Origin of the sequence: Mycobacterium sp. GA-1841 (assembly GCF_001954135.1) — a bacterium.
Taxonomy (GTDB): domain Bacteria; phylum Actinomycetota; class Actinomycetes; order Mycobacteriales; family Mycobacteriaceae; genus Mycobacterium.
This window is the reverse complement of record NZ_MBEQ01000086.1, coordinates 17336-43932: the sequence shown is the minus strand read 5'-3', so window position 1 is coordinate 43932 and position 26597 is coordinate 17336. Positions and strand designations below refer to the sequence as shown.

At 65.5% G+C, this 26597-nt stretch carries 20 protein-coding genes; 4 read left to right on the top strand and 16 right to left on the bottom strand.

What is annotated here, in order from left to right; all coding sequences use genetic code 11:
* Positions 1-124: 124 nt before the first annotated feature.
* From A5740_RS20305 to A5740_RS20270, 8 genes are all read right to left on the bottom strand, one after another.
* Positions 125-670, bottom strand: coding sequence for a hypothetical protein (locus tag A5740_RS20305; RefSeq protein WP_076196979.1), 546 nt, complete (start codon positions 668-670; stop codon positions 125-127).
* 249 nt (positions 671-919) lie between these two features.
* Positions 920-2770: a hypothetical protein gene (locus A5740_RS20300; protein WP_139335255.1), complete on the bottom strand. Its 1851-nt coding sequence runs from the start codon at positions 2768-2770 to the stop codon at positions 920-922.
* A 512-nt stretch (positions 2771-3282) separates the two neighbouring features.
* The gene (locus tag A5740_RS20295; protein ID WP_076196975.1) at positions 3283-4596 is read right to left on the bottom strand and encodes a hypothetical protein; all 1314 of its coding nucleotides are present in this window, start codon (positions 4594-4596) and stop codon (positions 3283-3285) included.
* 1081 nt (positions 4597-5677) lie between these two features.
* Positions 5678-7009, bottom strand: a complete 1332-nt coding sequence (locus A5740_RS20290; RefSeq protein WP_076196973.1) for a hypothetical protein — start codon at positions 7007-7009, stop codon at positions 5678-5680.
* 552 nt (positions 7010-7561) lie between these two features.
* Positions 7562-8866 (bottom strand): PE-PPE domain-containing protein, encoded by a 1305-nt coding sequence (locus A5740_RS20285; RefSeq protein WP_076196971.1) that lies wholly within the window; start codon positions 8864-8866, stop codon positions 7562-7564.
* A 74-nt stretch (positions 8867-8940) separates the two neighbouring features.
* Positions 8941-9597: a hypothetical protein gene (locus tag A5740_RS20280; protein ID WP_139335254.1), complete on the bottom strand. Its 657-nt coding sequence runs from the start codon at positions 9595-9597 to the stop codon at positions 8941-8943.
* Positions 9598-9653: 56 nt separating this feature from the next.
* Positions 9654-11663 (bottom strand): VWA domain-containing protein, encoded by a 2010-nt coding sequence (locus tag A5740_RS20275; RefSeq protein ID WP_076196967.1) that lies wholly within the window; start codon positions 11661-11663, stop codon positions 9654-9656.
* Positions 11656-13068 (bottom strand): sigma 54-interacting transcriptional regulator, encoded by a 1413-nt coding sequence (locus A5740_RS20270; RefSeq protein WP_175616301.1) that lies wholly within the window; start codon positions 13066-13068, stop codon positions 11656-11658. Before A5740_RS20270 ends, A5740_RS20275 begins: the two co-directional genes overlap by 8 nt.
* A 125-nt stretch (positions 13069-13193) precedes the next feature.
* Here A5740_RS20270 and A5740_RS20265 point away from each other — a divergent pair, with 125 nt between their 5' ends.
* Complete coding sequence (locus A5740_RS20265; protein WP_076196965.1) at positions 13194-15047, top strand: LpqN/LpqT family lipoprotein; 1854 nt, start codon at positions 13194-13196, stop codon at positions 15045-15047.
* 80 nt (positions 15048-15127) lie between these two features.
* On the opposite strand, the gene A5740_RS20260 is transcribed toward A5740_RS20265, so the two are convergent.
* Complete coding sequence (locus tag A5740_RS20260) at positions 15128-15490, bottom strand: heme-binding protein (protein WP_076196963.1); 363 nt, start codon at positions 15488-15490, stop codon at positions 15128-15130.
* Between the two features lie 125 nt (positions 15491-15615).
* On the opposite strand from A5740_RS20260, the gene A5740_RS20255 reads away from it, so the two are divergent.
* Entirely contained in the window at positions 15616-15867 is a 252-nt protein-coding gene (locus A5740_RS20255; RefSeq protein WP_076196961.1) for a hypothetical protein, read from the top strand.
* Between the two features lie 50 nt (positions 15868-15917).
* A complete protein-coding gene (locus tag A5740_RS20250; RefSeq protein ID WP_076196959.1) occupies positions 15918-16931 on the top strand; it encodes an alpha/beta hydrolase in 1014 nt (337 codons plus the stop codon).
* A gap of 157 nt (positions 16932-17088) precedes the next feature.
* On the opposite strand, the gene A5740_RS20245 is transcribed toward A5740_RS20250, so the two are convergent.
* The 6 genes from A5740_RS20245 to sfnG all read right to left on the bottom strand — a co-directional run bounded on the left by A5740_RS20245 (position 17089) and on the right by sfnG (position 23955).
* Entirely contained in the window at positions 17089-17940 is an 852-nt protein-coding gene (locus A5740_RS20245; protein ID WP_076196957.1) for a hypothetical protein, read from the bottom strand.
* A gap of 177 nt (positions 17941-18117) precedes the next feature.
* Positions 18118-19680, bottom strand: a complete 1563-nt coding sequence (purH, locus tag A5740_RS20240; protein ID WP_076196955.1) for a bifunctional phosphoribosylaminoimidazolecarboxamide formyltransferase/IMP cyclohydrolase — start codon at positions 19678-19680, stop codon at positions 18118-18120.
* Positions 19681-19690: 10 nt separating this feature from the next.
* The gene (gene purN, locus A5740_RS20235) at positions 19691-20323 is read right to left on the bottom strand and encodes a phosphoribosylglycinamide formyltransferase (RefSeq protein WP_076196953.1); all 633 of its coding nucleotides are present in this window, start codon (positions 20321-20323) and stop codon (positions 19691-19693) included.
* 9 nt (positions 20324-20332) lie between these two features.
* On the bottom strand, positions 20333-21793 hold the full coding sequence (locus A5740_RS20230) for a DUF6350 family protein (protein WP_076196951.1): 1461 nt from the start codon (positions 21791-21793) through the stop codon (positions 20333-20335).
* A gap of 60 nt (positions 21794-21853) precedes the next feature.
* Positions 21854-22693, bottom strand: a complete 840-nt coding sequence (locus A5740_RS20225; RefSeq protein ID WP_076196949.1) for a DUF5336 domain-containing protein — start codon at positions 22691-22693, stop codon at positions 21854-21856.
* 131 nt (positions 22694-22824) lie between these two features.
* Entirely contained in the window at positions 22825-23955 is a 1131-nt protein-coding gene (gene sfnG / locus A5740_RS20220) for a dimethylsulfone monooxygenase SfnG (protein ID WP_076196947.1), read from the bottom strand.
* A 129-nt stretch (positions 23956-24084) separates the two neighbouring features.
* Between sfnG and A5740_RS20215 the strand changes: the two genes are divergently transcribed.
* A complete protein-coding gene (locus tag A5740_RS20215; RefSeq protein WP_076196945.1) occupies positions 24085-24930 on the top strand; it encodes an LLM class F420-dependent oxidoreductase in 846 nt (281 codons plus the stop codon).
* Between the two features lie 75 nt (positions 24931-25005).
* On the opposite strand, the gene A5740_RS20210 is transcribed toward A5740_RS20215, so the two are convergent.
* Complete coding sequence (locus tag A5740_RS20210) at positions 25006-26532, bottom strand: acetyl-CoA acetyltransferase (RefSeq protein WP_076196943.1); 1527 nt, start codon at positions 26530-26532, stop codon at positions 25006-25008.
* Positions 26533-26597: the final 65 nt, after the last annotated feature.

Sequence of the window (26597 nt, the reverse complement as noted above, 5' to 3'; positions counted from 1 at the left end):
CCTCAAAGAGGGTGATCCGCGCGGCGGGGGGGGCGCGCCGCCCGCCGGCGGGGCCGAGGAATAAGCCCGGGGGGAGGAGGGCGTGGGGGGGGCCCGCAGGCCCGCCCGTCGTTGTCTCTGACGATCAGTGCCGGCAGGCCGTCGTCGCCACGCACGTCAACGACTTGTTGGCGTTGGAGGGTTCGGCACTCGACGACTTGACGCTGACGCCCGCCACCGCCTTCGGCAACGTGCCCGGCAAGTCCTTCTCATCCGGGAGGATCTTGTTGCCCAGGTATTGCGCCGAATACTTCTGCGTCTCGTTGTAGTAGTACTTGCCGGCGTTGACATTCAGTTCGCCCTGAACGGCACCGTTGGTCCCCTTGCTGGGATCGGCATAGTTCCCCGTGCCGTAGTTGGTGTGGTACACCTCGCCCAGCGGGCTGTCGTCGAGCGTCTTGTTGATGCCCGGGGTCTGGTTGAACACCTTGTCACCGACGGCCTGGGCCGCCCGCACTCCCGGCGCCGGGTTGTCGAAGGCCGGACGGCCCACCGCATTGCCCGACGCGCTGGAGTCGGCAGAGGCCAACCCGGCCGGCACGGCAATCGCCAGCGCACCGCCCGCGAGGATCCCACCGACCAGCGTTCGTCCCCGTACCGACCGCTCGGAGACCTTCCGATGTTTTGCCATGCCCGTTACCTCTCGTGATTGGCGTTGCGCCGCAGATGGTTTCAGCCCAGACGGCAGCTGCTGCCGCTGGTCCGACAGCGAAACTAAGGCACGGCACTCGTCCGCGATAGGCGCCGACGACGTTGTTCATGCGCAATTCGGCCCATGATCACGAGAACTCACAGTCAGCACGCAGAAACGGGCTGATTTGCGAAAAAGCAATGGCCCCCTCCGATTTGGAGGGGGCCATTGACCTGAAGGTCGGTGCCGCTAGTCCTTCTTGTCCTTCTTGTCCTTGCTGCCACTGTCGCTGCTGCCGGAGGCACTGGAACCCGACGCGGAGGCGGAGCCGGTGTCATGCTTAGGCTTGGCGGTCTTGTCAGCGCCGGCCTTCGTCTTCGGTGTGAACGCCTTCTTCAGGTCATCGGCGGCCTTCTCGACGAACTTCTCACCCGCAGACTTCTTGCGCTCCGTGTGGCGCTTCGGGGTGAACTTGTTGGCAGACCCGCGCGCGGCGCCTGTGTCAGCGGACTCGGTCTCGCCGGCCTTCTGCTCGGTCTGGCCCGACTTCGGGTCCGTCTCGCCCGACTTCGGGTCCGTCTCGCCCGACTTCGGGTCCGTCTCGCCGGACTTCTCTTCGGTCTCTCCGGAATTCCCCTCGGGCGCAGCCTCTTTGAGCTCCTCGTCGGCTGCGGTCTCCTTGACCGGAGCCTTGGGGGTCAAATCCAGCTTCAGGTTCGACAGCTTGGGGAACCCAAGCTTCGGCGCCTCAGGCTGTGATACCTCGGCGACCGGCGTGATCCCCTCGGCGCTGCCCTCGGTCTTGCCGACCGTGGTGCCGTCTTCCGCAGCCTCTTCCTCGGCCTTGAGGTCGATATTGAACAGCTTGTCCAGCGACGGCAACGCCTTCCGCGCCGAGACGAGCGATGCGATGCCGGTCTTGGCGTTCAGGGTCTCGGCGTCTTCGGCTCCCTCACCGGTCTCGCCGTCTTCGTCAGGGTCCTCGACCTCAGTGCCAGGGGCAGGCGCACCGAGAACCCGGTCGACGACGTAGTTGATGACGCCATCGATGCCCTGGTTGTACTCCTTGCCGTCGTCCTCGACCGGACCGCCGAAGAAGAAGATGCTCGTGGCGGCGGCCAAGTCCGGACCTGCCAACGGGACACCGCCCGCGGCAAGAGTGAGAATCGCCCCGGTATAGGTCAGCCAGTTGTGCGAGAGATCTTCGGCAGTGGCCAGCGCCTGCCCGACGGGTCCGTTGATCCCGCCGGTGAGCTCAGAGGCGACGACCCGGAAGGTCTCCTCGAGGCCGGCCTCGAAGAAGTAGGGGTTCACGTTGTCGTACAGGAACGCGGCGGCATCCGAGATCACCGGGATACCGGCGGTGACAGCCTCGTCCAGGATCTGGTCGCTCAGGAAGTAAGCAAGCCCGACAAGCCCGTCGCGGTAGATCTGGCCACTAATAGGAACAAGCTTCCGCTTGTATATAGGGTTCCCGTCCTCATCAACCGCAGGCTCCCCGTTCTCATCCAGAACCGGCACGAATACCGGGTCGCCCGCTGCGTCGACGACAGGCTTTCCATCTGCATCGACCTGTTGTTCGTAGACGGGATTCCCGTCTTCGTCCACGGCATATTGATAGCTGCCGCCGTAGTACTGGTCGTAAGAGCTGCCGACGATGCCACCCCATGCATCAACGCGGAAGAAGATGTCGGAGATGGTCTGGATGTCGATGTCGCTGAGCCCGAGCAGATTCAGCTGGCTAACGGTGACCGACTTCTTCGGGGTCGCCGCGGCAGCATCGCTCGCGGCGATCGCGATGTTGGGCGGAGTCATCAACCCCGGTGTCGCCGCGATGATGGCACCCGCGCTCGCGAGTGCAACACCGGTGGTGAGAAGCGGACGGACTGCCATATGGGTGTGGCCCCTTGTCTTGAACGTGAGCGGATCCTGAGAATCCATGCCGGTACCTGCGTGGAACCTTAAAAGTCCTTGAGAAGGGTAAGACCCGCCACGGCCTCCCGCAACCTCTACCGACACGCGGTCGAGCCCCTCACCGCGCGCCTGGACGCGGTTTTTGCGGGGCGGTTCTGAAAATGCATTCGGCCGTGAGGCCGCCATTTTGACTCGGCGTCCATACAGCTAATGACGAATTTCGTTGTCGCTCGACGCGTGAGCCCTAAAACCGCCGGTCGACGTCCGAGGAACTCGTGGCCTGCTCAGGCCCCGTACAGTCACGGCACACTCGCGCCGGCAGCGGTCTCGGCTCAGTATCAGCCCGTGGCTGCCGACGTCGTATGCCTACGTCAGCCCTCATGCCCGTGGGTGCGATGGCACGAGATTCAGCCTCATGCTGCGCAGAACACCTCGGGCGTGGCAACCCGTGCAGGAGCCACTGGGGTACCTGTCGGGGAATCAGCCGGGTACCCCAGTGGGAGTTCGGTTCATGGCAGTGACGAAAAGTGCTCGCGGCCGTCTTCGATTTCCGTCTGAAATAGCCGGAAAAAGCCGGCCACAAAAAACGCCGCAAGCGTCTCGCGTACTGCCCGGTCGAGAACCGGCAGTGCCGCTCCTAGCGAACATCGACGCCGTCGCAGGCTTCTGGGTGAAAACTGAGAGCATCCACGACGGCGTTACTTCTCGCCGTCGTCCGTCTTGCCGCTGCCGGACCCGGCGTCCTTCCCGCCGGTGACACCGTTGACGGCCTCCGCCAGATTTTTCAGGAACTTGCTGCCGTTGGACTCACCCTTCGGTTCGCCGTCGCCGAAGAGGACGGGTGGCGTCACCTTGTTGCCGCCCGACGTGTCGACGCCTGTGTTCACATCCTTGGAGCCAGATTCCGTATCATCAGTATTTACATGGTCTTTGGCCTTGATATGTGCCTTGAATTGGGGCTTGGCGTCTAGCTTCAGCTCAGGCAACTTCAGCTCGGGCACCTTGGGGGCCGTGAACTTCGGCGGGCTCAACGTGGGAGTCTCCGACTTGACCGGCTCGTTCACCACCGGAGTGGGTTCGGCGTTCTCGTCGACCTTGTTTTGATCCTCGCCGTCGACGTCTTCGGCGAGCTTGGACGGTGGAGTGAGGTCCACTTTCTCCGTGAGCCTCTTCCACGGCACCTCGGCGTCGAGTTTGGGCATCGGCAGGGACGGGAGCTTGCTGAAGTTGGGCAGGCCGGTCGAGCCGGCACCGGACTCCGCCGAGGCCGTGCTCCTGGCGAGCAATGTGGTGTCGGATGTCGACTCGTCGAGCTGTTGGGTCTGCACCTCAGCGGTGAACGGATTGATGAGGTTCGGTTCGGGCGTCGGCGTGCCCTGAGCGATGGCATCCACGATGTACGTGAATGTGGCATAGATGCCGGTGTTGTCGCCGTACCCGAAGAAGAGCGAGTTGGTGACGCCGTAGGCGTAGCCGTCCTGCGGCAGATTGTCGAGCAGCAGGTTGCCGACGAGTTGCGTCGCGCCGCCCTCGAAGAAGTCATCGACGCGCCTGGTCAGGTCCAGCCGGCCGGTCGGGTCGACCGCATCGATCGCCACGGCAACGGTGCGCACAGCCTGGTGTGCGAGCTCGGTGAAGCCGCCCTCGAAGAAGATGTTGTCCAGATCGCCCAACGGCAGGATGGTGTCGCTGAGGTAGTACGCCAGCCCGGTGAAACCTTTTTGGCACACCGCGCCTTCGAGCGTGCAGTCGCCCTCCACCGCATTGCCATCGTCGTCTTCACCCGGGAACCAGATCCCGCCGTACCCCTGGGTGAAGGACTGCCAGGCGCCCTGCAATGAGAGTGCGAGCAGATTGATCTGCTCCTGCGTCAGCTTCGCCGGCGCCGCTGCCGCGACTGGTGCGGCAATTGTCATCTGATCGCGAGGAACGAACAACGCCGGCGTGGCGGCGACGAGTGCGCCCGCGCTCAGCAGTGCGGCACCGGTGGTGACGAGCGGACGTACAGCCATGTGATGGGCCCCTTGTGTCTAGAGGACGAAAACGGCCGATTCCGAGAATCCGCGCGGGCGCCGCGGCTACTGAGAAACTGCTGAGGATGCTAAGGCTCACTTCGGCGGCCCGCAACCGATGGCGACAAGCATTGACCAATTGAATCGATGGACGTCGCCGCCCGCATGCGCCGCGCATCCGAGTTATGCAGCGACAAATGCGTACTCACCCGATCGGCGGGCCGATGCAGCACGGAGAGAAATGGCGCAGCCAACCTTTGCATTCGACAACAAATACTCGCCCTGGATCGCCGGCCATCGTGAGTCCGCGCATCATCCTGCATGTTCTCGGCAACGAGGCTCCTTCACACCACACGCCAGCCGGTGGTAGCTCACCAACACGAGCGTCCATCGATTGCGAATGCAAAGAATTGAAAACGCCGTCTGTAAACGGGCGATAATCGGTAACTTACGAGGTGGTAAACAATGGCTTTTCACCGACGTGCATCAAAGCCTCGGCGCCGGCCATCGGCCGACCCAGCAACCTGATAGAAACCTGAGATTTATGGTCCCAGCGGCCTACCAACCGCACAGAAGGCCGCGTCCGCACCGTGCAGATCGACGTTCGGCTGACAGTTCTGGCCGTCGCTGGCCCGCGACGCGACGATGCTCCACCACGCCGTCGAAGCGCCGACTTTTCAGCGACTGCTGCCGCATGAGTACCGGGGCACCGTTCGTACCCGGCCAACGAACCACTCACGCCATTGCGGCGCCAAAGGCATTGCCTTTCAGTGGTTTAGGTTGCCCACCGGTCAGCGACAGAGTCGCTGACAACCGGGCGCTGGACGGATGAGGCTCATGGGGTCAGCGGTGTGCAAGTGCAAAAAATGCTCAGCGACAACGGGATTGGTGAGCACATTGATGCGGGTGTGGTGATAGTCGCTGAAAAGTCGCTCGCAGGCGGGCACAACGGATATCCCTCTGAAACCGCGGGATCAGAGCGTTCCGCCCCCTCGGTCACCCAGCCGCAGCCGGACGTCAACTATGAGTTCCGAAGGAGACGGCCCCCACCGACGGTGGGGGCCGTTTGAGGAGCCCGATGCTACTTATTGCCATCGGCGGAATGCGACCCGGAATCACTCTTGCTCCCGGTGTCACTACTGCGCGAGCTGGCTGTCTTGCTCTTGGAGCTCTTCGCCTTATCGGCCGCCTTCTTCACCGCAGACGTGGTCTTATCCGCAGACTTCTCACCGGCCGACTTCTTGCTTTCGGTGGGCTTGCTCTCGGTGGCCTTGTCAGTGGCCTTGCTCTCGGTGCTCTTGCTCTCGGTGCTCTTGCTTTGGGTGCTCTTGCTTTCCCGTTTGGCCACCGAGCCGTCTCGACCCACCCCGGCAGTGGAGTCCGAGGTGTCGGCCTCGGAGTCGTCCGCCGAGAGCGTCGAAGACTCGGTTTCCGACTTGGTGTCCGCGACCGTACGCTGGGTCGCCTTGGGCGACTCAACCTTCGGCAGCTCCGTCTTCACCTTCGGGATTTTGATCGTGGGCTCGACTTTCGTGAGCTCCACCTTCGGTTCGATCGTCGGCAGCTCGATCGTCGAATTCGTATCGCCCCGCTCAAGTTTCGGCTCGATCTTCGGCAGGACGATCTTCGGTTCGATGTTAGGTGTCGACAACTTCACCAGCGACTTCGAGTTGGGCAGTTTGGCCGTCCCGGGGTCGGCGGCCGTCGTCGTATCGCTGTCCGCGTCGGTATCGGTGTCGGCCTCCGTGGACAGCAGGCGGACGGATGCCTTGTCGGATGTCGTCGTCGTGCCACCCGGTGTCGGTGTCCAGTCCCGTTGATCGATGGCGTCGGAAACGTAGTTGACGACGCCTTGCGTGCCAGCCGCCCCGCGGTAGCTGCCGAAGTACGCCTTGGCGACCCCCTTGGCGAAGGTGTCATCGGGGAGGTTGTCGATCACGGCGTCACCCAGCGCCTTGGTGGTGACGTCCTCGAAGAAGTTGTCGACGCGCTTTCCAAGCTCATACTTGCCGGTCGGATCGAGGCTGTTGGCCACGTCGATCGCCGACTTCCGGATGGCCGGCAGGTACTTGATTCCGATCGCGATGTTCTCGGCGAGCGTGTCGGCAGGCAGCGCGGTGTCGACGAGGTAGTTCGCGGCGCCGAGAATGCCCGTCGGGGCGGGGGTGCCTTCGGGAGGTCCGGTGACCGCGCCGCGGTAGCCGTGGAAATAGGCGTCGGACAAACCCTGATCGGTGATGTCGCTCAACGCCATCAACCTGACCTGTTGAATCGTCATCTGCTTCGGCGGCGCCGTGGACTCGGCAGCGATCTGGATCTCCGACTGCGGGACCAACACCATGGGTACCGCGGTCACGAGCGCCCCGGTGCTCAGGAGTACCGCACTGGCGGTGACGAACGAACGAACTTCCATCTGCGTAGACCTCCTCTTGAATCTTGAATCGGACAAACCGAAATGGATTTCGATATCGGCGTGCAACTGAGAAACTCCTTAAAAGGCTAAATGCGCCGCTCAAGTTTCCGCAACCCTCCACTCACCACCGATCACAGACCAATCACGATGTCGACGTGCCTAAATAGCGAGGCAAAGCCGAATTAATTTCAAGATCGGTGAATTAACAGCAAATCCGAACAGCCAGCCGCCAACGATCGAATTGGAGACAAACCCGCGGGTGAACCTTCCACCAGCAGTGGTCAGCTGCGATGACGACTCACAACGAGCACATTTTCGCCGCCGTCCGAGCCACCCACCACCGCATGACACCGAATCTCATGACAGCGCAGCGAATCAATATCTGCGCGCACTGTGATCTGACCAATAATGGATAAACAAGCTCACTGACATTGTCAATCAGCGCATTTTCAAGATCGCTGCACTTCTGGTTAATTCCGCCCTATCGGCCCCACCACGGCGATCCTGCGCAGCCGGCAATGGCCGTGCACACTCGGCACACTCGAGCGCACACTACGACGCGGCTGAATCCGCTCGGTTGTCAGCGGCAGACTTGTCAGCCGCAGACTTGTCACCGCGCAGCTTCTTCTTGGCCCACGCCCGAACTCCCTCGGACACAGGCTCGCTCGGGGTCAGGCTCGCTCGCCGTACAGCCGAGGCGTGGTCGCGCCCTGCGGCTTTCGGAGAGAAGTCCGCACTCTTACGCAACGACGGCCGCGGCGCCCTCGCCGTCTCCGTCTCCGTCTTCGTCTCCGTCGCCTGCGCAGTCGCAATTGTCCGCGCGGACGGAGCCTCGGACGGCTCGGCTACCGAACCCCGGCGCAGAATGGCCGCACCTTCCTCGACGCCGGCGGTGAACTCGGTGACGAACCGCTGTGTTTCCTGGCGGGTCGGAATGAGCCGGGCCGGGGTGTACTTCTGCGGGTTGGCCAGCGGGTCGTTGTCGGGATAGCCGTAGTCCACCACGGCCCGCAGTGCCGGGGTGGCGGCGTCGGCCAGCAGGTTGCCCGGCTCCCCCAACGCCCGCAGCGGCGATACCAGCGGCAGGTCGGCGGACTCATAGCCGACGTAAGTGGTGTCGTCGACCTTGCTGATCCGCACCGTCCCGTCGGCCGTGGGGCGCAGGATGGTCCCACCGGCGGCGAGTTCGTCTTGGCAGGCGGTGTCGCAATCGCGCACGTTGCCCTCGGCGTCGATCGGGAAATCGAGGCTGTCCTGGTTGAGCCTGCGATCGAGGTAAGCCATCAACGAGTTCGCCATCGCCGGCGCGTTCCACAGGTAGGCCGGGATGTTGGAGTTGATGTCGTACTCGTAGACCACATTGACCACCGGCACGCCCGGGTCTGTCGGTGTGGGGATGGGATTCACCCCGATCGCCGCGAAAAACGGTAGCCGCGTGCCGAATCCGCCGTTGGGGCTGGCGACGTTGTTGTCGAGCACATACAGCCGGGGTTGGCTGACCACGGAATCGTGCGTGAGCTTGCCGTAACTCAGCAGCAAGCTCACATTGGCCGCGCCCCAACCCGAGGACAGCACCACATTGTCGTCGGCGCGGTGGTCACCGATGGCGCGGTAGACCCCGAACGGACCAGTGAAAAAGTTCGCGACGACCGGCTCGTCGTGGCCCTGCCGGTAAAGCCCGCCGTAGAAATCCGCGACGCCGTCACCGCCGGGATTCGTCGAACTCGCGCCGATGATGAGCGCGGCCAGCTGTACCGGGGTGACCGGCTGTGTCACGCCGAGCGCAGCCGTCATCACCAGCGCCGTACCGCCCAGCAGGGATGCCGGCACCGCGCGTCGGCCCCAGCGATGTGCCATGCCGCCACCTCTCCGCCTGATTCGAATGAGCAGAAGCTACCCGACGGCAAACCGCAGTGTCAGCAAATGCCCATTCAGCGCGGCAAGGCGATCCGCAGGCCGGCCAACATCACCTGAACGTCCTTCATGTAGGTCTCGTTGTTGGGGGCCGTGGTCTGCGCCATCGCCACCACGTTCCACACCCTCGACCCGAGCGGCACCATCACCGACACCGCGGTCACATAGACCGTCTTGCCGCCTTCTTCTTTGGGCGGAACCGTGTAGTTGGCCATCAATGCCGGAAACCCACAGACCTCGGCGGGCACCGGGCTGATGTTCTGCCCACCGCCGGCTTGGAAGCCCTTGATGCTGTCGTTCAACAGGTCTCTGGGTGGGCGGTCACCGTCGGTGGCATCCGCGGTGGCCACCGACAGCGCCGGATTCGTCACACCATCACTGAGCGACACATTGCGCAGCACCAATCGGACCGGCCCGGTGGCCAACTCGGGAACCGGCTCCCAGCCCGGCGGTTGGGCGATCCGCACCCTGGGGTCGTCCGGCCCGATTCCGGACAGCTCGATCCAGGCGTCCGAATGCACCTGCTCGCACGACTGTGGCTTGTACGCCGGCGCGCCGGAGGGATCTGTCGAGTGACCGGCCGGCTCGAACCCGGCCTTCGGCGTGCCGTCCGTCAGCTGCGTGCACCCGCTGACCATCAGGACGGCCGCCAACGCAACCACACCACGCCTCATGTCCCCCATCGCAGACAGACACTACGCGCCCACGTTTTGCGTCGAGCGCGACGCGGCTAGCGGCGGCGGGAGTGCAGGTAGTCGCCGACGACAGCGGCGCCCAGGCCGTCGAGATCAGGCACCACCACACGCCCCTGCACTCGGCGGGCCACCTGGTCGATGAACCGGGCCAGACCGGGATCAGAGCCCAGCCGGAAGATCGTCACCTGAGCACCCAGTCGGGCCACCTCGTCAAACCCACGCACGGTGTGGGCGATGGTTCGTGGGTGTGGGGGGTAGTCGAAAAATACCGACGACCCTTCCCCGTCACCGAAATCCTCCAGGTGGGCGGTGGGCTCGCCGTCGGTCACCACGAGCACGACCGGCTGGGCGTTGGGGTGACGACGCAGATGCCGCGTCGCCAGCGCCAGCGCGTGGTGCAGGTTGGTGCCCTGCTCGTAGACACCCTCGAGCCCGGTCAACTCTCCGGCGGTCACGGTGCGCGCATAACGCCCAAAGGCGATGATCTGCAACTCATCTGAGCGGAACCGGGTGCTCACCAGGTGGTTCAGCGCCAGCGCCGTGCGCTTCATCGGCAGCCAGCGGTTCTCCATCACCATCGAGAACGAGGTGTCCACCAACAGCGCGACGCAGGCCTGGGTGCGGGTCTCGGTCTCGGAGATCTCCACGTCCTCGACCGCGACTTGAATCGGCAGGGCTGGGCCGTCCGCCCGGCTCCCGGCCTGACGCAGCACCGCGTTGGTGACGGTGCGGGTGACGTTCCACGGCTCGGTGTCGCCGAACTGCCAGGGTCGCGTCGCCCCGGTCAACTCTCCTGCCGCCCCGGCCCGGCGGGTGTCCCGCTCGCCGTGCCGGCTGGAAAGCCGTTGCGCCACATCGCGCAGCGCGGTCTGGCCGAGCTGACGCATGGCCTTGGGCGACAGCCGCCACTGCCCGTCGGAGCCGCGATCGATGAAACCCTGGTTCACCAAGGCCTTCTCCAGCTCCGAGAGGGTGCGGGCGTCGATCGCGGCGTCGTCGCCGAGTTGGCGGGCCAGCGCTTCGAGGTCGACGTCGTCCATCGTCGCGCCGGCGTAGCTCTGCGACAGTGCATCGGCCAGCTGCTCCAGCTCGGCGATGTCGGCCATCGCCTGCGCGCCCTCGCCCATGCCCAGCGGGTCGCCCCCGGAAAAGCGTTCCGAGCTGGTCCAATCCTCGCCGGGACGGGCGGCCTGCAGGTGCGCGTCGAGCCGGTCGAGCGCATTCATCAGCGACGGTGATCCAAACGCCTGCTGCGCCAAGGCATCCAGCTCAGCCCGCTGTTCGGCGGACAGGCTGTTGCGGAACCGCTGTGCGGCGGCGGCCCGCTTGGCCAGCGCGTCGAGGAGCTCGTCGATGTTCTGCGGGCCCTCCGGGAAGAACTCGCCGTGCTTGTCCATGAAGTCTTGAAAGTCCTGCGGGGTGTCTTCACCGCGGGAATGCTTGTCCAACAGGTCATTCAGATCGTTGAGCATGTCGTTGACCCGCTGGCGGTCCTCATCGGTGGCGTTCTCCAACGCCTCCTTCATGCCGGCGAACCGCTGGTCCAGCATCTCCCGGCCCAGCAGATCCTTGATCTGGTCGTACTTCTGGCGTGCCTCGGGGCTGCGCCAGTCATAGTCGGCCAGTTCCTGCACGGCCTTGGCCGGTGACGGCGAGAGCGCCTCCATCTGCAGTTCACCGAAGCGTGCGTCGTCGTCGAGTGCGCGGGCCAGTTCCTTGCGCTCGGCCAGCACGGCCTCGTCGAGCAGCTTCTTGATCTCCTGCAGGGTGCCGTCGAGGTTGTGCCGCTGCAACAACTCCCGACGCTTGCGGTTGGCCTCGGCCGCCAGCCGGTCGGTGCCGCGCATGCCCTCGGTGCCGCGGCGCATCAGCTCCGAGAGGGCCCGACGCGGCGAGCTCCCCTCCATGACGCTCTGACCGATCTGCTCGAGCGCGTCGCGCAGATCGATCGGCGGTGCCAACGGGTCGGGGCCACCGGTGTATCGCGAATACCGCGACGTGTGTGCGTGGTGGCCCCGGCCGGCGCCGGCCCCAGAATCAGCCATAGACCGTCTCGCCCTCCCCCGACACCTTGTCCACCCGCTTGGCCAGATACAGCGCTTCCAAGGCCAATTCGACCGCCGCGGCCCGCTCACCGACCGACACCGCGCCCAACCGGGAGGCAATCGAGTCGACCACCGGCAGATCGGGCAGCGCGGCCAGTACGTCCTTGGCCGACACCCGCTCACCGGTGGTCACCGGGGAGCCTTCCTCGATCGCGGCCACCAGCGGGCCGACGTCGATGCCGCCCAGCAACCGTTGTGCGGTGTCGGCGGTGGCGCGTCGCAGCAGGTGCTCCAGCACCGCCTGCTCGCGGCCCTCCTCGCCCGTCTCGAATTCCAGCTTGCCGCGCAGCACGTCGATCACGTTGGCCAGGTCCACCACCCGGGCCACCGGATCGTCCTCGCCGAGAATCGCCGAGCGGTGCCGTGCCGAGGCCGCCACCGTCTCGGCCGCGGCGATTGCGAACCGCGCCGACACCCCGGAGCGCTGATCGATCGAACTCGACTCCCGCAGATTGCGGGCGAAGCGGGCCAGCACACCGAGCAGGTAATCGGGGACCTCGGCGGCCAATTGGGCCTCCTGGCGGATCACGCCCACCTCGTCATCGATCTCCAGCGGGTAGTGCGTGCGGATCTCGGCGCCGAACCGGTCCTTGAGCGGCGTGATGATCCGGCCGCGGTTCGTGTAGTCCTCGGGGTTGGCGCTGGCCACGACGACGACGTCGAGCGGCAACCGCAGCGTGTAGCCGCGGACCTGAATGTCGCGCTCCTCCATCACGTTGAGCATCGACACCTGAATCCGCTCGGCCAGGTCTGGCAGCTCGTTGACGGCCACGATGCCGCGATGCGCCCGCGGGATCAGCCCGTAGGCGATCGTTTCCGGGTCACCGAGGCTGCGCCCCTCGGCCACCTTGATCGGGTCGATGTCGCCGACGAGATCGGCCACGCTGGTGTCGGGGGTGGCCAGCTTCTCGGTGTAACGCTCGCTGCGGTGGCGCCACTCGATCGGCAGGTCCTCACCGGAATCAGCGGCCCGGCGGATCGACTCCGGAGTGATCGGGCTGAACGGGTGCTCGCCCAACTCGGAGCCGGCGATCACCGGCGTCCACTCGTCGAGCAGTCCGGTCAGTGCCCGCAGCAGCCGGGTCTTGCCCTGCCCGCGCTCGCCGAGCAGCACGACGTCGTGCCCGGCGATCAAGGCGCGCTCCAATTGCGGGATCACCGTGTCCTCGAAACCGAGGATCCCGGGCCATATGTCGCGGCGGTCCGCCAGGGCGGCCAGCAGGTTCTCGCGGATCTCGGCTTTGACGCCCCGTTCACGATGGCCGGCGGCACGAAGCTCACCGACGGTACGAGGCAGATCACCGGGGACGGCTGGCCGGCGACCATCGTTTTTGGGTTGGCTCACCACTCCACGCTACGACTGAACCGGCCTGCGCACATCGCCACCCGTCAGAACCGATGCCCGCCGCGCACGAGCCATACCCCCGCCATAGTCGTGATCCAGACGTTCCGACAGGTAGTCTGCGCTCCATGCCGTTGGCTAGCGGTCAGGAATTCGCAGGGTTCACCATCGTGCGGTTGGTGGGCACTGGAGGCATGGGCGAGGTCTATCTGGCGTCCCACCCGCGGTTACCTCGCGAGGACGCTCTCAAAGTGCTGCCCATCACCGTCAGCTCCGACGACGAATTCCGGCAGCGGTTCATCCGCGAGGCGGACATGGCGGCCACGCTGTGGCACCCACACATCGTCGGCGTGCACGACCGCGGCGAGTTCGAGGGCCGGTTGTGGATCTCGATGGACTATGTCGACGGGCATGACGCCGCCCGGCTCCTGCACGATCAGTATCCGTCGGGCATGCCGGCCGAAGACGTCATCGAAGTCGTCACCGCCGTCGGCGACGCGCTGGACTACGCGCATCAACGCAAGCTGCTGCACCGCGACGTCAAACCCGCCAATATCCTGCTCACCAGCAAACAAGGTGCCAAGCGTCGCATCATGCTGACCGACTTCGGTATCGCGCGCCGCGCCGACGAGGTCAACGGGCTCACCTCGACCAATATCACCGTGGGCTCGATGTCCTACACCGCTCCCGAGCAGTTGATGGGCCAACCGCTCGACGGCCGAGCCGACCAGTACTCGCTGGCTGCCACCGCCTATCGGTTGTTCACCGGCGCCCCGCCGTTCGCGCACAGCAACCCGGCCGTGGTGATCAGCCACCATCTGAACTCCCCACCGCCAAAGCTCGGTGACACGAAACCCGAACTGGCCGTTTTCGATTCCGTGATGGCCAAAGCGTTGTCGAAAGACGCCAAAGACCGCTTCGACACCTGCCACGACTTCGCCGTCGCACTCACCGAGGCAGCCACCGGGACCACCCCCGAGATGCGCACGCCCGCGCCCACCCCGGAGCCGGCGCCGCCCACCACCCCGCTGATCATCCCCAAGCCCGTGCATTCGCCCCCGCCGCCGGTGACCCCGCAGTCGCCGTCGAACCCGCGGCCGGTGCAGCAGCCGTCGGAACCACCGGTGTTCACGTCATCGTGGGCCGGCAACGAAATCTCGTCGGGCAAACCCGTCGCGAGTGTCCCGGGCGGTATGCAGAGCCTGGGCGGACCGCCGCCGCTGCCGCCGCAGACCAGTTTCGGGCCGCCTCCGCTGCCACGGAATCCGGTACCCAAGAAGCCCGACAACCGGCGCAACATCATCATGGCGGCCGGGGTGATCGGTGCCGTCGTGCTGCTGGTCGGCGGCATCACGCTCGCGGTGACCTCGGGCGGTGACGACAACGGCGGTGGCGGCGAGACCACGTCGGCAGTGGCTGCCGACGACAGTGCCACCTCGACATCACCGAAACCGCCTGGGCACGCCTTCACCATCGCCGACTACATCAAGCAGAGCGGCTTCATCGAAACACCGGTGCACCGCGGTGATCCGGGCGCACCCGTGTTCACCATGCCGACGCCGCCGGGATGGGTCGACGCCGGGCCTCGCACCCCGAACTGGGCGTACTCGGCGATCGTCAACGACCCGGTCAGCCCGGCCGACCCGCCGTCGGTGATCTCGCTGATCTCCAAGCTGGCCGGCGACGTCGAACCCAACAAGCTGCTCGAATACGCGCCCAACGAACTGCAGAATCTGGCTGATTACAAGGCCAGCGGCGAGGTCACTCGCGGCAACATCAGCGGCTTCCCCACCGTCCACCTGGGCGGCACCTACGCCAAGGGCAACCAGCGCCGCGCGATCACCCAGACGACCGTGGTGATCCCGGCGCCGGGCAACGTCTACGTGCTGCAGATCAACGCCGACGCACTCGAACGCGACAAGAACGCGCTGACCGACGTCAACAAGGCGATCGAGGCCCAGGCCACCGTCGCCCTGCCCTGAGCCGATCACACGAGAAGAGCCGGCCACCAAAGGGGGCCGGCTCCAACTCTTTCGGACGTCTATGGACGCCGTCGGCGGGCCTAGATCACGCCGGAGATCTCGGCGTCCAGCGGGATGTTGCAGCGGTTGCGCAGGTCGACCGCGGGTGCACGGATCGCATCGAGTTCGGCGCGCACCTGCGGATTGTCGTTGAGGTACGACTTGGTCTTCTGAGCGGTATCCGTCTTACCCTGCCCCTGCAACCCGGTGAAGAACGCGTTGACCTCGGGATGGGTGAACAAGTAGGCGGTCATGTTCGTCGAAACCCCTGCCATCACCGCGGTCACGTCAGCAGTGGTGCAGTTCGGCGGCTCGGCAGCGGCGGTTGCCGACGTTCCGAGGAGCACCGCGCCCGCGCCCAGCACGGCGACGGCACAGCTGCGTGAACGTGTGACAAGTTTCATGAGACTCCTCGATCATCAGGCCCGCTCGCAAGCGATGGTCTATGTTTGCCGCAACAATAACTTGCGCGACACCCTCGCGTGCGGGGTCGACGCAACGTCGACCCGGATGAAAGGAACGACTCGCCATGTCGCCAATGCGTAACCTCTTGGTCCTCAGTGCCGCTGGGTTCGGCGTCGCGGTCGCGATTCTGGGTGCGCCGACCGCGGCCGCCGAACCGTCCTTGCTTCCGCAGTGCGAGGTGACCGGTGGCAGCTCGATTGCCGGCGGGCAGACCACCGACTGCGCCTCGGAAGGCAACGTCCAGATCGACGCGACGCCGCCGGTGTACCCGGGCGAGGAAGAGTTCTACGGCTTCCCCGCCTTCGGCTTCATCTGATCGACGGGGCGGGCCTCACGGCCCGCTAGGTACCCAGTACCCTCGGTACCGTGAATTCGCTCGATTGGCGTAGCCGGCCGGCCACCGTGCACTTCGGCCCCGCATCCCTGCAGTCCAGAGCCCTCGGTGTGGCCACCGCACTGACCCTGCGACCCTTGCTCGGGCTGCTGACCGTGATCGGCATGGCCGTCAACCGCATCGCCCCCGCACTGCTGCAGCGCGCCCGCCTCGACGTCATCGACCGGCCACTGCGGTTCATCAAGCCATTGCCCGGTACGACGGTGACGCCGGTGGCGCTGCCCAACTGCCCGGCCGAATGGGTGATCGCCCCCGAGGCCCGTGACTCCGATCTGGTGATCGTCTACCTGCACGGCTCGGCACTGGTGACCCTCGGGCTGAACTCACACCGACGTTTCGTCTCGAAGCTGTCGGCCGCCACGGGGGCCCGCGTGCTCAACATCGGTTACCGGCTGGCACCTCAGGCCGACATCGAAGACGCGGTGGCCGATGGTCTTGACGGGTACCGCCTGGCGCTGTCGCTCGGGTTCGCTCCGAATCGGATTGTCCTGGCCGGTGATTCGGCCGGTGGATTGATGGCCGCCAACACCGCACTGGCCGCCCGCGACGCCAGGCTGCCGGTCCCCGCCGGGCAGGTCATGCTCTCGCCTCTGACGTCATCGGACATGGACCTCAAATACCGTGCCCTGCAAGAACATCGCGACGTGATGTTCCCGTTCATGACGGTCAAGTTCATCTATGACGTGTTCGCCACCGTCAACGGCACCCGGCCCACACCCGTGATGCCGCCTGAAGCAGATCTGCATGGGCTCGGACCGTTCCTGCTGCAGGTCGGCACCCACGAGATGCTGCTCAACGACGCCTTTGCCCTGGCCGACAAACTCCAGGCCACCGGTGTGCCCGTGTGGGTTCAAGTGTGGGACCGGGCAATGCACATGTTCCAGCTCAGCTTCGACGTCAACCCCGATGCCCGTCGCGCGGTCGAGGAGATCACCTCCTTCATCGCCTATGCGACTGCTGAGGCCGAAGATGAGGTGAGTGCGTAGGTTTTGGCGTGCCGTTGCCTCACCTGTGCGCCGTTTTCTACTCCACGGTTGTCGATCGCGTGCCGGCACAACCCCTAGGTAGAAAACCGTGAGCCGCCCGCCACACCCCTGCGCCGATTTCCACCCCAGGGTCGTCAAACCCCTGCCGCCACCACCCCTAGGTAGAAAACGGGGAAGCACCGCGACGGGCAAAGGCTTCTCGAACCCGGCGAAGGATGAAAGCCCTGGTGTGTTCGGCCACCACGCGGATGTCGATCCAGCCTTCTCGTTCAATGAACTCGTTGCGGCCGATGTCGTGGACAACACGTCGACGGTCCGTGGCGTGGTGTTTGCCCTCGTAGTCCAGCCCCACCTTGACGTCGTCATATCCCATGTCGATGAATGCCTCGGTGAACTTGTCGCTCACCCGGATCTGCGTGCGCGGCCGTCGAAATCCCGCGTCGATGAGAAGCAGCCGTAGCCAGGTTTCCCTCGGAGATTGCGCACCGGCATCCATCAGGTCGAGTGCTGTTCGGGCGCTTCGTATTCCCCGCAGCCCGCGATATCGGTCAGCTACTTCGAGCACCTGGTCGGCCTCAATGCCCGTCGCGATGGCCAGCGCATCGAGGTGAGCGACCGCGTCATCACGAGGAAGGAACCGGGCGAGATCAAGCGCCGTCCGCAAAGGTGTGGTGACGCTGAAATCGCCGACCTGGCAAACCTCGTCGGACCTGATGCGTTCCTCTCGCACGATGATGCCGGGGCGCCGACGTCCATGCTCGGTGATCAGTTCGATCGGAACGTCGTCGTCGACCCACTCCGCACCGTGTAATGCGGCCGCGGCCCGACCGGCGATGATGCCGCGACGGCCGCTCCACAACCATGCGGCCACGGTGTTGGTCTTTAGGTTTCGGGTGGCACCGTTCGGCAGGTAGACGCGTGGATGCGCCGAGGCATATCGCCACCGCAGTTGCGCTCGAGTGAGACTGCCCGCCGCGAGCGCCTCGGGACCGATGAAAGGGAAACTCATGGACTGACGATCAACACCACGACCGACGGATTGACGGCATCTCCGCTTCGCTCAACTGAAGCTGGGGATGAAATACGCGCTGTGGATTAACGCCCGCCAAGCCACGCACCGACTTCTACCCCAAGGTCGTCAACCGCATACCGCCACAACCCCCAGGTAGAAAACGGCGAACGTCAGCTAGTGCGCGAAATGCCGTGCACCAGTGAGGTACAGCGTGATGCCGGCAGCTGCGGCGGCCGCCGTCACCTCGTCGTCGCGCACGGACCCACCCGGATGCACGATGGCCTTCACACCGGCATTCGTCAGTGTCTCCAGGCCGTCGGGGAACGGGAAGAACGCGTCAGAGGCCGCGACGGAACCGACCACGCGATCACCGGCACGCTGCACGGCCAGCCCGGCGGCGTCGACCCGATTGACCTGCCCCATACCGACACCCACGGTCGCGCCGTCCTTGACGACGACGATCGCGTTCGACTTCACCGCGCGGCAGGACCGCCAGGCGAACACCAGATCGGTGAGTGTCTGCGCATCGGCCGGTTCACCGGTGGCCAGTGTCCAATTGGCCGGATCGTCGCCGGCCGCATCGAGCGCGTCGCGCTGTTGCAACAGCACGCCTCCACTGATCTGGCGTAGCTCGATGCCGCCGACCAAGGGCTCGGAGGCCACCAGGATGCGGATGTTCTTCTTGCGGGCCAACACTTCCACGGCGCCGGCCTCATATGCCGGGGCGATGATGACCTCGGTGAAGATGTCGGCCACGGTCTCGGCCATCTCGACACTGACCTCGGTGTTGGAGGCGATCACGCCGCCGAACGCGCTGAGCGGGTCGCATTCGTGCGCCTTGCGGTGCGCGTCGGCGACGGACTCCGAGGAGATCGCGATGCCACATGGGTTGGCGTGCTTGATGATCGCCACGCAGATCTCTTCGTGGTCGAACGCGGCCCGCCACGCCGCGTCGGCATCGGTGTAGTTGTTGTAGGACATCTCCTTGCCGTGCAGCTGCTCGGCCTGCGCCAGTCCGGGCCACGCGGAATCGTCGCGATACACCGCAGCCTGCTGGTGCGGGTTCTCGCCGTAGCGCAGCACCGCGCTGCGATGCCAGGTGCCGCCGTACCACTGCGGCAGCTTCTGGGCCGGTTCTTCGGGCGCCAGCGTCGACCCCATCCACGACGCCACCGCCACGTCGTACTCGGCGGTGTGCCGGAAAGCCAAGGACGCCAAAATCTTTCGCTCGGCGAGGGTGAAGCCGCCGGCCCGCACCGCGGCCAGCACGCCGTCATAGCCCAGCGGATCGACCACCACGGCCACACTCGGGTGGTTCTTCGCGGCGGCACGCACCATCGACGGGCCGCCGATGTCGATCTGCTCGACGCACTCGTCCACCGATGCCCCGGACTCCACGGTCTCGGAGAACGGGTAGAGGTTCACCACCACGAGCTCGAACGCCTCGACCTCGAGTTCGGCCAGAGCCGCAACATGTTCAGGCTTGCGGGTATCGGCCAGCAGGCCGGCATGCACGCGCGGGTGCAGGGTCTTGACCCGGCCGTCGAGCACCTCCGGGAAACCCGTCACGTCCTCGACGGGCGTGACCGGAACACCGGTGGCAGCAATGGTTTTGGCGGTCGACCCGGTGGAGACGATGGCCACACCCGCCTCATGCAGGCCGCGGGCCAGATCGGCCAGACCGGTCTTGTCATAGACACTGATCAGCGCCCGTCGGATCGGTTTCTTCTCGCTCACCGTTGTCTCCTCAACATCCGAAGGTCGCCTTTCGTCCAGTCCAGGTCACGCCGCGGGTTGCCAGCGCGGCCAGCACATCCACCAGCAGCCGCCGTTCGACCACCTTGATGCGCTCATGCAAAGTCTCTTCGGTGTCATCATCGAGCACCTCGATGGCGTGCTGGGCCAGAATCGGCCCGGTATCCATCCCGGAGTCCACGAGATGCACCGTGCAGCCCGTCACCCGCACGCCGTACGCCAACGCCTCGGGCACCGCATGCGCCCCCGGAAACGCGGGCAGCAACGCCGGATGGGTGTTGACCACCCGACCCGGGAAACGGGAAAGGAATTGGCCGCCCAGAATTTTCATGAACCCGGCCGACACCACGAGATCGGGCTGATGCTCGGCGGTAGCCTCGGTGAGCGCGGCATCCCAGGCGGCGCGATCCGAATGATCGCCCAGCCGCACGGTGAACGACGGCACGCCGGCCGCCGCGGCGATGTCCAGCGCGGCGCATTTGCGGTCGGTGCCGACGGCGACGACGCGGGCGGGATAGTCGTCGATGGCGGCGGCCAGTAGCGACGCGAGCAACGACCCTGTCCCCGAAGCCAGCACTACCAGCCGTGCCGGTGCGCTCGGAGGCACTCGTAGCGGTTGCTGCACGCGAGCAGCCTAGTCGCCCGTGCGACGCGGCTGATCGCCGGTCGCTGGGTCATCGGAGATGTCGTCGACGAAGAAGTGGTCCTCCGGATCGTCATCGAGGTCGTCGTAGGTCTGCGGACCGGGCTCGTAGACGACTTCCTCCACGTCCAGCGGCTGCTCGGTGTCGTCCGCAACGTCGTCGGCCGACCACGACACCAGCGGCTCACCAGGTGCCGGTTCGGGTTCGATGTCGACGTACTCATCGGTTTCGGGCAGGGGTTCCTCCACAGGCTCCGACTCCGGCTCCAGCGCGGGCTCGGGCTCGGGCTCGGGCTCCGGTCGGGGCGCCACCACAGGCCTCGGCTTCCGGGTCAGGCCACCGGACATGACCACGGTCAGCGCACCGATCCCGACGAACCACAGGAACACCGCCGGCGCGAATGTCGACTGGTCCACCCCGACGTCACCGAAGTTGCCCAGCCGACCGCCCCCGGCATAACCGGCCAACGCCATCGTCACCGCTGCCAGGCCCGACGCCACCACCAACTTGCCCGTCGCAGCACCGATCGGAAGCGGCCGTCGCGCACACTGTTGGCCCACGGCGACCGCCGATGCCGCGCCGACGATCAACAAGGCCACCCAGATCGGCCCCAACGGCGGCGAGGGCACGGCGGCCAACACCGGCACGGCGGGAATGTCTCCGCCGAACACCGTGAACGAACTGAACGTGGCCAGACCGACGTGAGCACTGGACCCCACCGCGATCGCCGAGGTACCCACGATCACGTTGGGGATGTAAAGGATCGACAGCAACGCCAGGCTGAGCTGGCCGAACAGACTGTCGGTGATTGCGAACAAGTCGTGCATCGTGCCCCAGTGCACCACCAGCGACACCGCCGTCACCGCCCCGGAAAGCCCGAACAGCGCGAGCACGCCGGCCACCGCCGCGCGGATCGCGTCAGGCAGCCACGCGGGCACTCGCAACACGGCCAGGGTGCGCCGGCCCACCTTCGAGCCGACGCCGACGAACGCGCCGATCGCATGCACGATCAGCACGCTGCCGAAGGCCCGCAGCGCACTCGGGGTCTGCAACTCGCTGATCACCGAGGCGGCGTCGTGGATGACCGCCAACAACAGGGCCGCGATCAGAATCGGCCCACCCAACGCCGAGGCCACCACCCAGCGCGTGACCAGCCAGGAGGAATTCGGCGCGGTGGCCGCGGCCGTGATGCGCGCGGTGCCCCAAATCATCGCCAGCACCGGCAGTAACGGCATCACGCCGAGCTCACTGCCGCCGATCGACACCGGCACCTGATGTACACCCAGCCACATGCTGGCGATCGCGCCGAGAGCGCCCGTCATATCGCTGTTGGCAATCAGCAGTTGCAGCAGCACAACTGCGGCGATGACCACCAGCGCTACGACGGACGGCCCGAATGCGACCCGGAGCAACTCACGTGCCTGGCGGGTGCCGACTGGCCGGTTACTCACTTGCTGGGCTGCTCCTCGCAATGATCGCGCGTGCGCACCGCAGCGCACGCGCCGATCAGCTTACGACGGCGCAGGGCCAGATTGCTGTGAAGACGACTGCTGTGCCTGCGGCTGCGCCGGCACCGAAGTGGTGGGCGCCGAACCGGGCGACTGCTGAGGCTGTCCGTAGGTCGGGTAGCCGGTCGGCGGGGTCGGCGGACCGCTCGGCTGCTGACCCTGCTGGCCCTGCGACGGCTGCACCGGGAAACCACCCGTGTTCTGGGCACCGGGGTAACCGCCGTACTGCGAGGGGTAACCGGGACGCTGCGGCTGAGCCTGCTGATACGGCTGGCCGCCCTGCGGCTGGTGCTGCTGGCCGTAGTACTGCGACGGGCCACCGTACTGGCCGTACTGAGGCTGCTGATCGAACTGCGGCTTGGGTGCGGGCGGGGTGATGACGCCGGCATCGAAGAGCAGTGCCGCGATCGCCGCGCCCGCCTGGATCAGGGTGAGGGCGAGAATTGCCCACAACGCGCCGCCGATCTCGCCCCCGCTTTGCACCACGGCGGCAACGACGAACAAGAAGGGGATCGTCGAGACCACAGCCGCGACCGCGGTGTAGTTCTTCTGCTTGGGCAGCAGGCTGACGCCGGCCAACAGCGCGCCCAGCAGGGGCAGACCCACCAGAATGATGAAGCCCTGCGCGGTGCTGGAGTCCAAGGCGAAGCTCACCAGATAGGTGATGAAGCCCGCAGCGGCCACCACGGCCAGCAGGATCTCGGCCAGCTTGCTCTCGCCGGGCGCGGCCGAGGCCTGGGTGGCGGGGATCTGCGCGGGGACGGCCTTGGCGAACTGCTGAGTCGCCTCGAACTGGGATCCCGACTGTGGGGGGTATCCGGGGTTACTGGGCGGGTAGGTCATGACCTCTCCTGTGCTATCGAGCTTCGCGACGTATCACGCAGGCATGAATACCGACCACGTGAGCGATTCGAGCTTCCACGCTAGCGCACCCAGCTGGGTGCCGGGCGCGCGTGCTCGGTGTCGGCGCGGTCTCAAGCTGATACCAGGACGGGTGCGTCGGCGGAATTGGTTTCGGCGGCCTCGATTTCACGGACGAGTGGCAGCACCTTGGCGCCGAAGTACTCGATTTCCTCTTGAAAGTGCAGGAAGCCGCCGAGAATCAGGTCGACGCCGCGTTTGCGATATGCGGCAATGCGTTCGGCGATCTGCTCGGGTGTGCCGATCAATTGGGTGCGGAAGCCGTCGTTGTATTGCACCAGGTCCTCGAAACTGGAATCAGCCCACATGCCCTTCTTGTCGCCGGTGGAGTTGCCGGCCTGCTGTACCGCGCCGCGGAACCCCTCCACCGCGGGCTTGTTGGCCTTGGCGACGATCTCCTTGAGCGTCTCCTTTGCTTCCTTCTCGGTATCGCGGGCGATGATGAATCCGTTCAGTCCGAACTTCACCTCTCTATTGGCGTCACGCGCGTGGTCACGCACCTCGACAACCTGCTCGGTGATGCCGTCGAAGTCTTTGCCGTTGGAGAAGTACCAGTCGGCGTAGTGCCCGCCGTTGCGTCGGGCGGCGGTGGAGTTCCCGCCCTGGAACAGTTCCGGGTTGGGACGCTCGGCGGTGTTGAGCGGCTTGGGCTTGAGGGTGAAATCGTGGATGCGGTAGAAATCGCCGCGGAAATCGACGTCGTCCTCGGTCCAGATCTTGCGCAGCACCTCCAGGAACTCCGCGCTGCGGCGGTAGCGCTCGTCATGTTCGAGCCACGGTTCACCCAGGTGGGTGAACTCGTCCTTGAACCAGCCGGAGACGACGTTGACCGCGAATCGGCCGTTGCTCAGGTGATCGGCGGTGGCCCCCAACTTGGCCAGCACCGCCGGCTGCCACAAACCGGGGTGAACGGCGGCGATGACCTTGAGTCGCTCGGTGGCCAGCAGCAGCGCGAGGCTGAAGCTGGTGGACTCGTGCTGGTACTCCGCGCCGTAGCTGGCCTCATAGCGGACCTGGCTCAGGGCGTACTCGAAGCCGTTGTTCTCCGCGGTCTGGGCCAGCTTCTTGTTGTATTCGTAGTTCCAGTCGGTGCGCTGCTCGATGTCGCTGGTGACCAAGCCGCCGCTGACGTTGGGCACCCAGTAGGCGAACTTGACGTGGTCGGCGATGCGTTCAGTCGTCATGCCGGAGATCCCAGCCAACGCATCGGCGCACGTCGCGGGTATCGCTCGCGGTGAAGTTTTCTTTTGACACCGGCGCTTACGAGACGGATCGTCTTGCTACTGGGACTGAAACACGTTCTAATTCTGGATATGGACTATGGGCTCGTTCTCTTCACCAGTGACCGCGGCATCGCCCCGGCCAAGGCCGCCAAACTCGCCGACGATCACGGCTTCACGACGTTCTACGTGCCCGAGCACACGCATATCCCGATCAAGCGCGAGGCCGCTCACCCCACCACCGGTGACGAGTCCCTGCCCGATGATCGCTACATGCGCACCCTTGATCCGTGGGTGTCGTTGGGCACTGCGTGCGCGGTGACCTCGCGGGTGCGGTTGTCGACGGCTGTCGCGCTGCCTGTCGAACACGACCCGATCACCCTGGCCAAGTCCATCGCCACCCTCGACCATCTCTCCGGTGGGCGCGTGTCGTTGGGCGTCGGATTCGGCTGGAACACCGACGAACTCGCCGACCACAACGTGCCGCCGGGCCGGCGTCGCACCATGCTGCGTGAGTACCTGGAAGCCATGCGGGCGCTGTGGACCGAAGAAGAAGCCTCCTACGAAGGGGAATTCGTGAACTTCGGACCGTCGTGGGCCTGGCCCAAGCCCGTGCAGTCGCACATCCCGGTCCTGGTGGGCGCGGCCGGCACCGAGAAGAACTTCAAGTGGATCGCGAAGTCCGCCGACGGCTGGATCACCACGCCACGCGACTTCGACATCGATGAGCCCGTCAAGCTCCTGCAGGACACTTGGGCCGCGGCCGGACGCTCCGGCGCGCCGCAGATCGTGGCACTGGACTTCAAGCCGGATGCCGAGAAGCTCGCGCACTGGCGCGAATTGGGCGTCACCGAGGTGCTCTTCGGCCTGCCGGACAAGTCCGAGGCTGACGTCGCCGCCTACGTGGAGCGACTCGCGGGCAAGCTGGCCTCGATTTAGCCCGCCAACAGACACAAAACTGCCCTTTCCCCATCGGATTTGGGCAGTTTTGTGTCTGCTCGGCAGGGGGCTGGACTACGCCAGCGACGCGGTGTTGCGCTTCTCCCCGGACGCCACGACGATCTTCGCGCCCAACGGCTCACCTTCGGTGAGCAATTCCAGCAAGGCTTCGTCGGTCGTGGTGGCCAGGAATCGGCTGCCGTCGGCGTCCAGGCGGCCGATGATGATGCCGGTGCGTGGCGTCCAGTCGTAGCGCACCGTGTAGGTCTCGATCCGGCCCGGCCCGTCGGCCTTTTCGGTGATCGCCACCCGTTGCTGTGTGTTGAACTCGTCCTGCAGGGCCGCGCTGTTGTCTTCCACCCAGTCGGCAGGCGCGGTGGAGTAGATGCCGACCGAGTACTTGCTGGCGATGCCACCGTTGGCGCCGATGAGCGCGAATTGTCCCGGCTTGTCCCGCATTTCGTTGACGGCCTCGGCGATGCCGTGCATCGAGTAGTTGTTGCCCGGTCCGCCGAAGAACGGCAGGCCGCCGGTGAGGGTCAGGCCGCGTTCGGCGTCAGGCGCCAGGCCGGTGCCGTCGCAGAAATTGAACACCGGGAACGGGAAGCAGCTGTAGAGATCGAATGCTTCGATGTCGTCGAGCGTGATGCCGGCAACGCGCAGGGCCTCGTTGACGGCGATCGCCGCCGTCGCGGTGTAACCCAGCTCGGCGCGCTCGAGTAGCTTGATTTCCTTCATGTCGGCGTGCCCGCGCAGATACACCCACTTCTCCTCGGGCACACCGAGTTTCCGGGCGGTTTCGACGGACATCAACAGAACGGCCGCACCCTGGTTGACCTGATCGCGCGCCACCATCATGCGCGGGTACGGGTCACAGATCATCCGGTTGCTCTCGGTGACGGTGGCGAGCTCTTCCGCCGAACGTTCCACCGGGGACGACGAATACGGGTTTTTGGCAGCAACCTTGGAGAACGGTGCGAACAGCTCGGCCATTGCCTGCCGATAGTCGTCGACCGACAGGCCCAGCCGGGCCCGACGGGCGTTCTCCAACAGTCCGTATTGCACCGGGGCGCCGATCAATCCGTGCTTGATCGTGTACTCGTCGAAGATGCCGTCATAGCCGTAGCCGCGGTCTTCCAACTGACCGTCGATGGTCTCGGAATGATCAGGCTTGTCGTCCCGCTTGGAGAAGTGGCGCAGCGTCGAGGTGTTCTCCGAGCCGAACAGCAGCACCGCGTCGGCCGTGCCGGCCACGATGGCCCCGGCGAACTCGGTGACCAGATGCTGCGGACTCTGACCACCGATCACCTCGAGGATGGCCCGGGCCGGATCGGCGCCGACATTGCGCGCGACGGAACGCGGGTAGTTGTTGGACACGCCCAGGGTCGCTGATACCGGGCCGGAGATCTCGAACTGCCGGGTGCCTGCCACTGTGTCGATGGCCTTCGCCACGGCCGCCGCGTCCGCCCCGGTGTCGCGCAGCGCCGCCTTGGCTGCCTCGGTGGCCAGCTCGACCGAGGACATCCCGCGATAGCCGTCAAGATCGATACGTTCGGTGAACTGTCCGACGCCGACGATGACGGGGGTGCGCGGATCGACCATGGCAATCTCCTTGACGGGTGTTAATTCGTGAGGCTAACCGATTGGGGTTTAGCGAGGGAAATCGG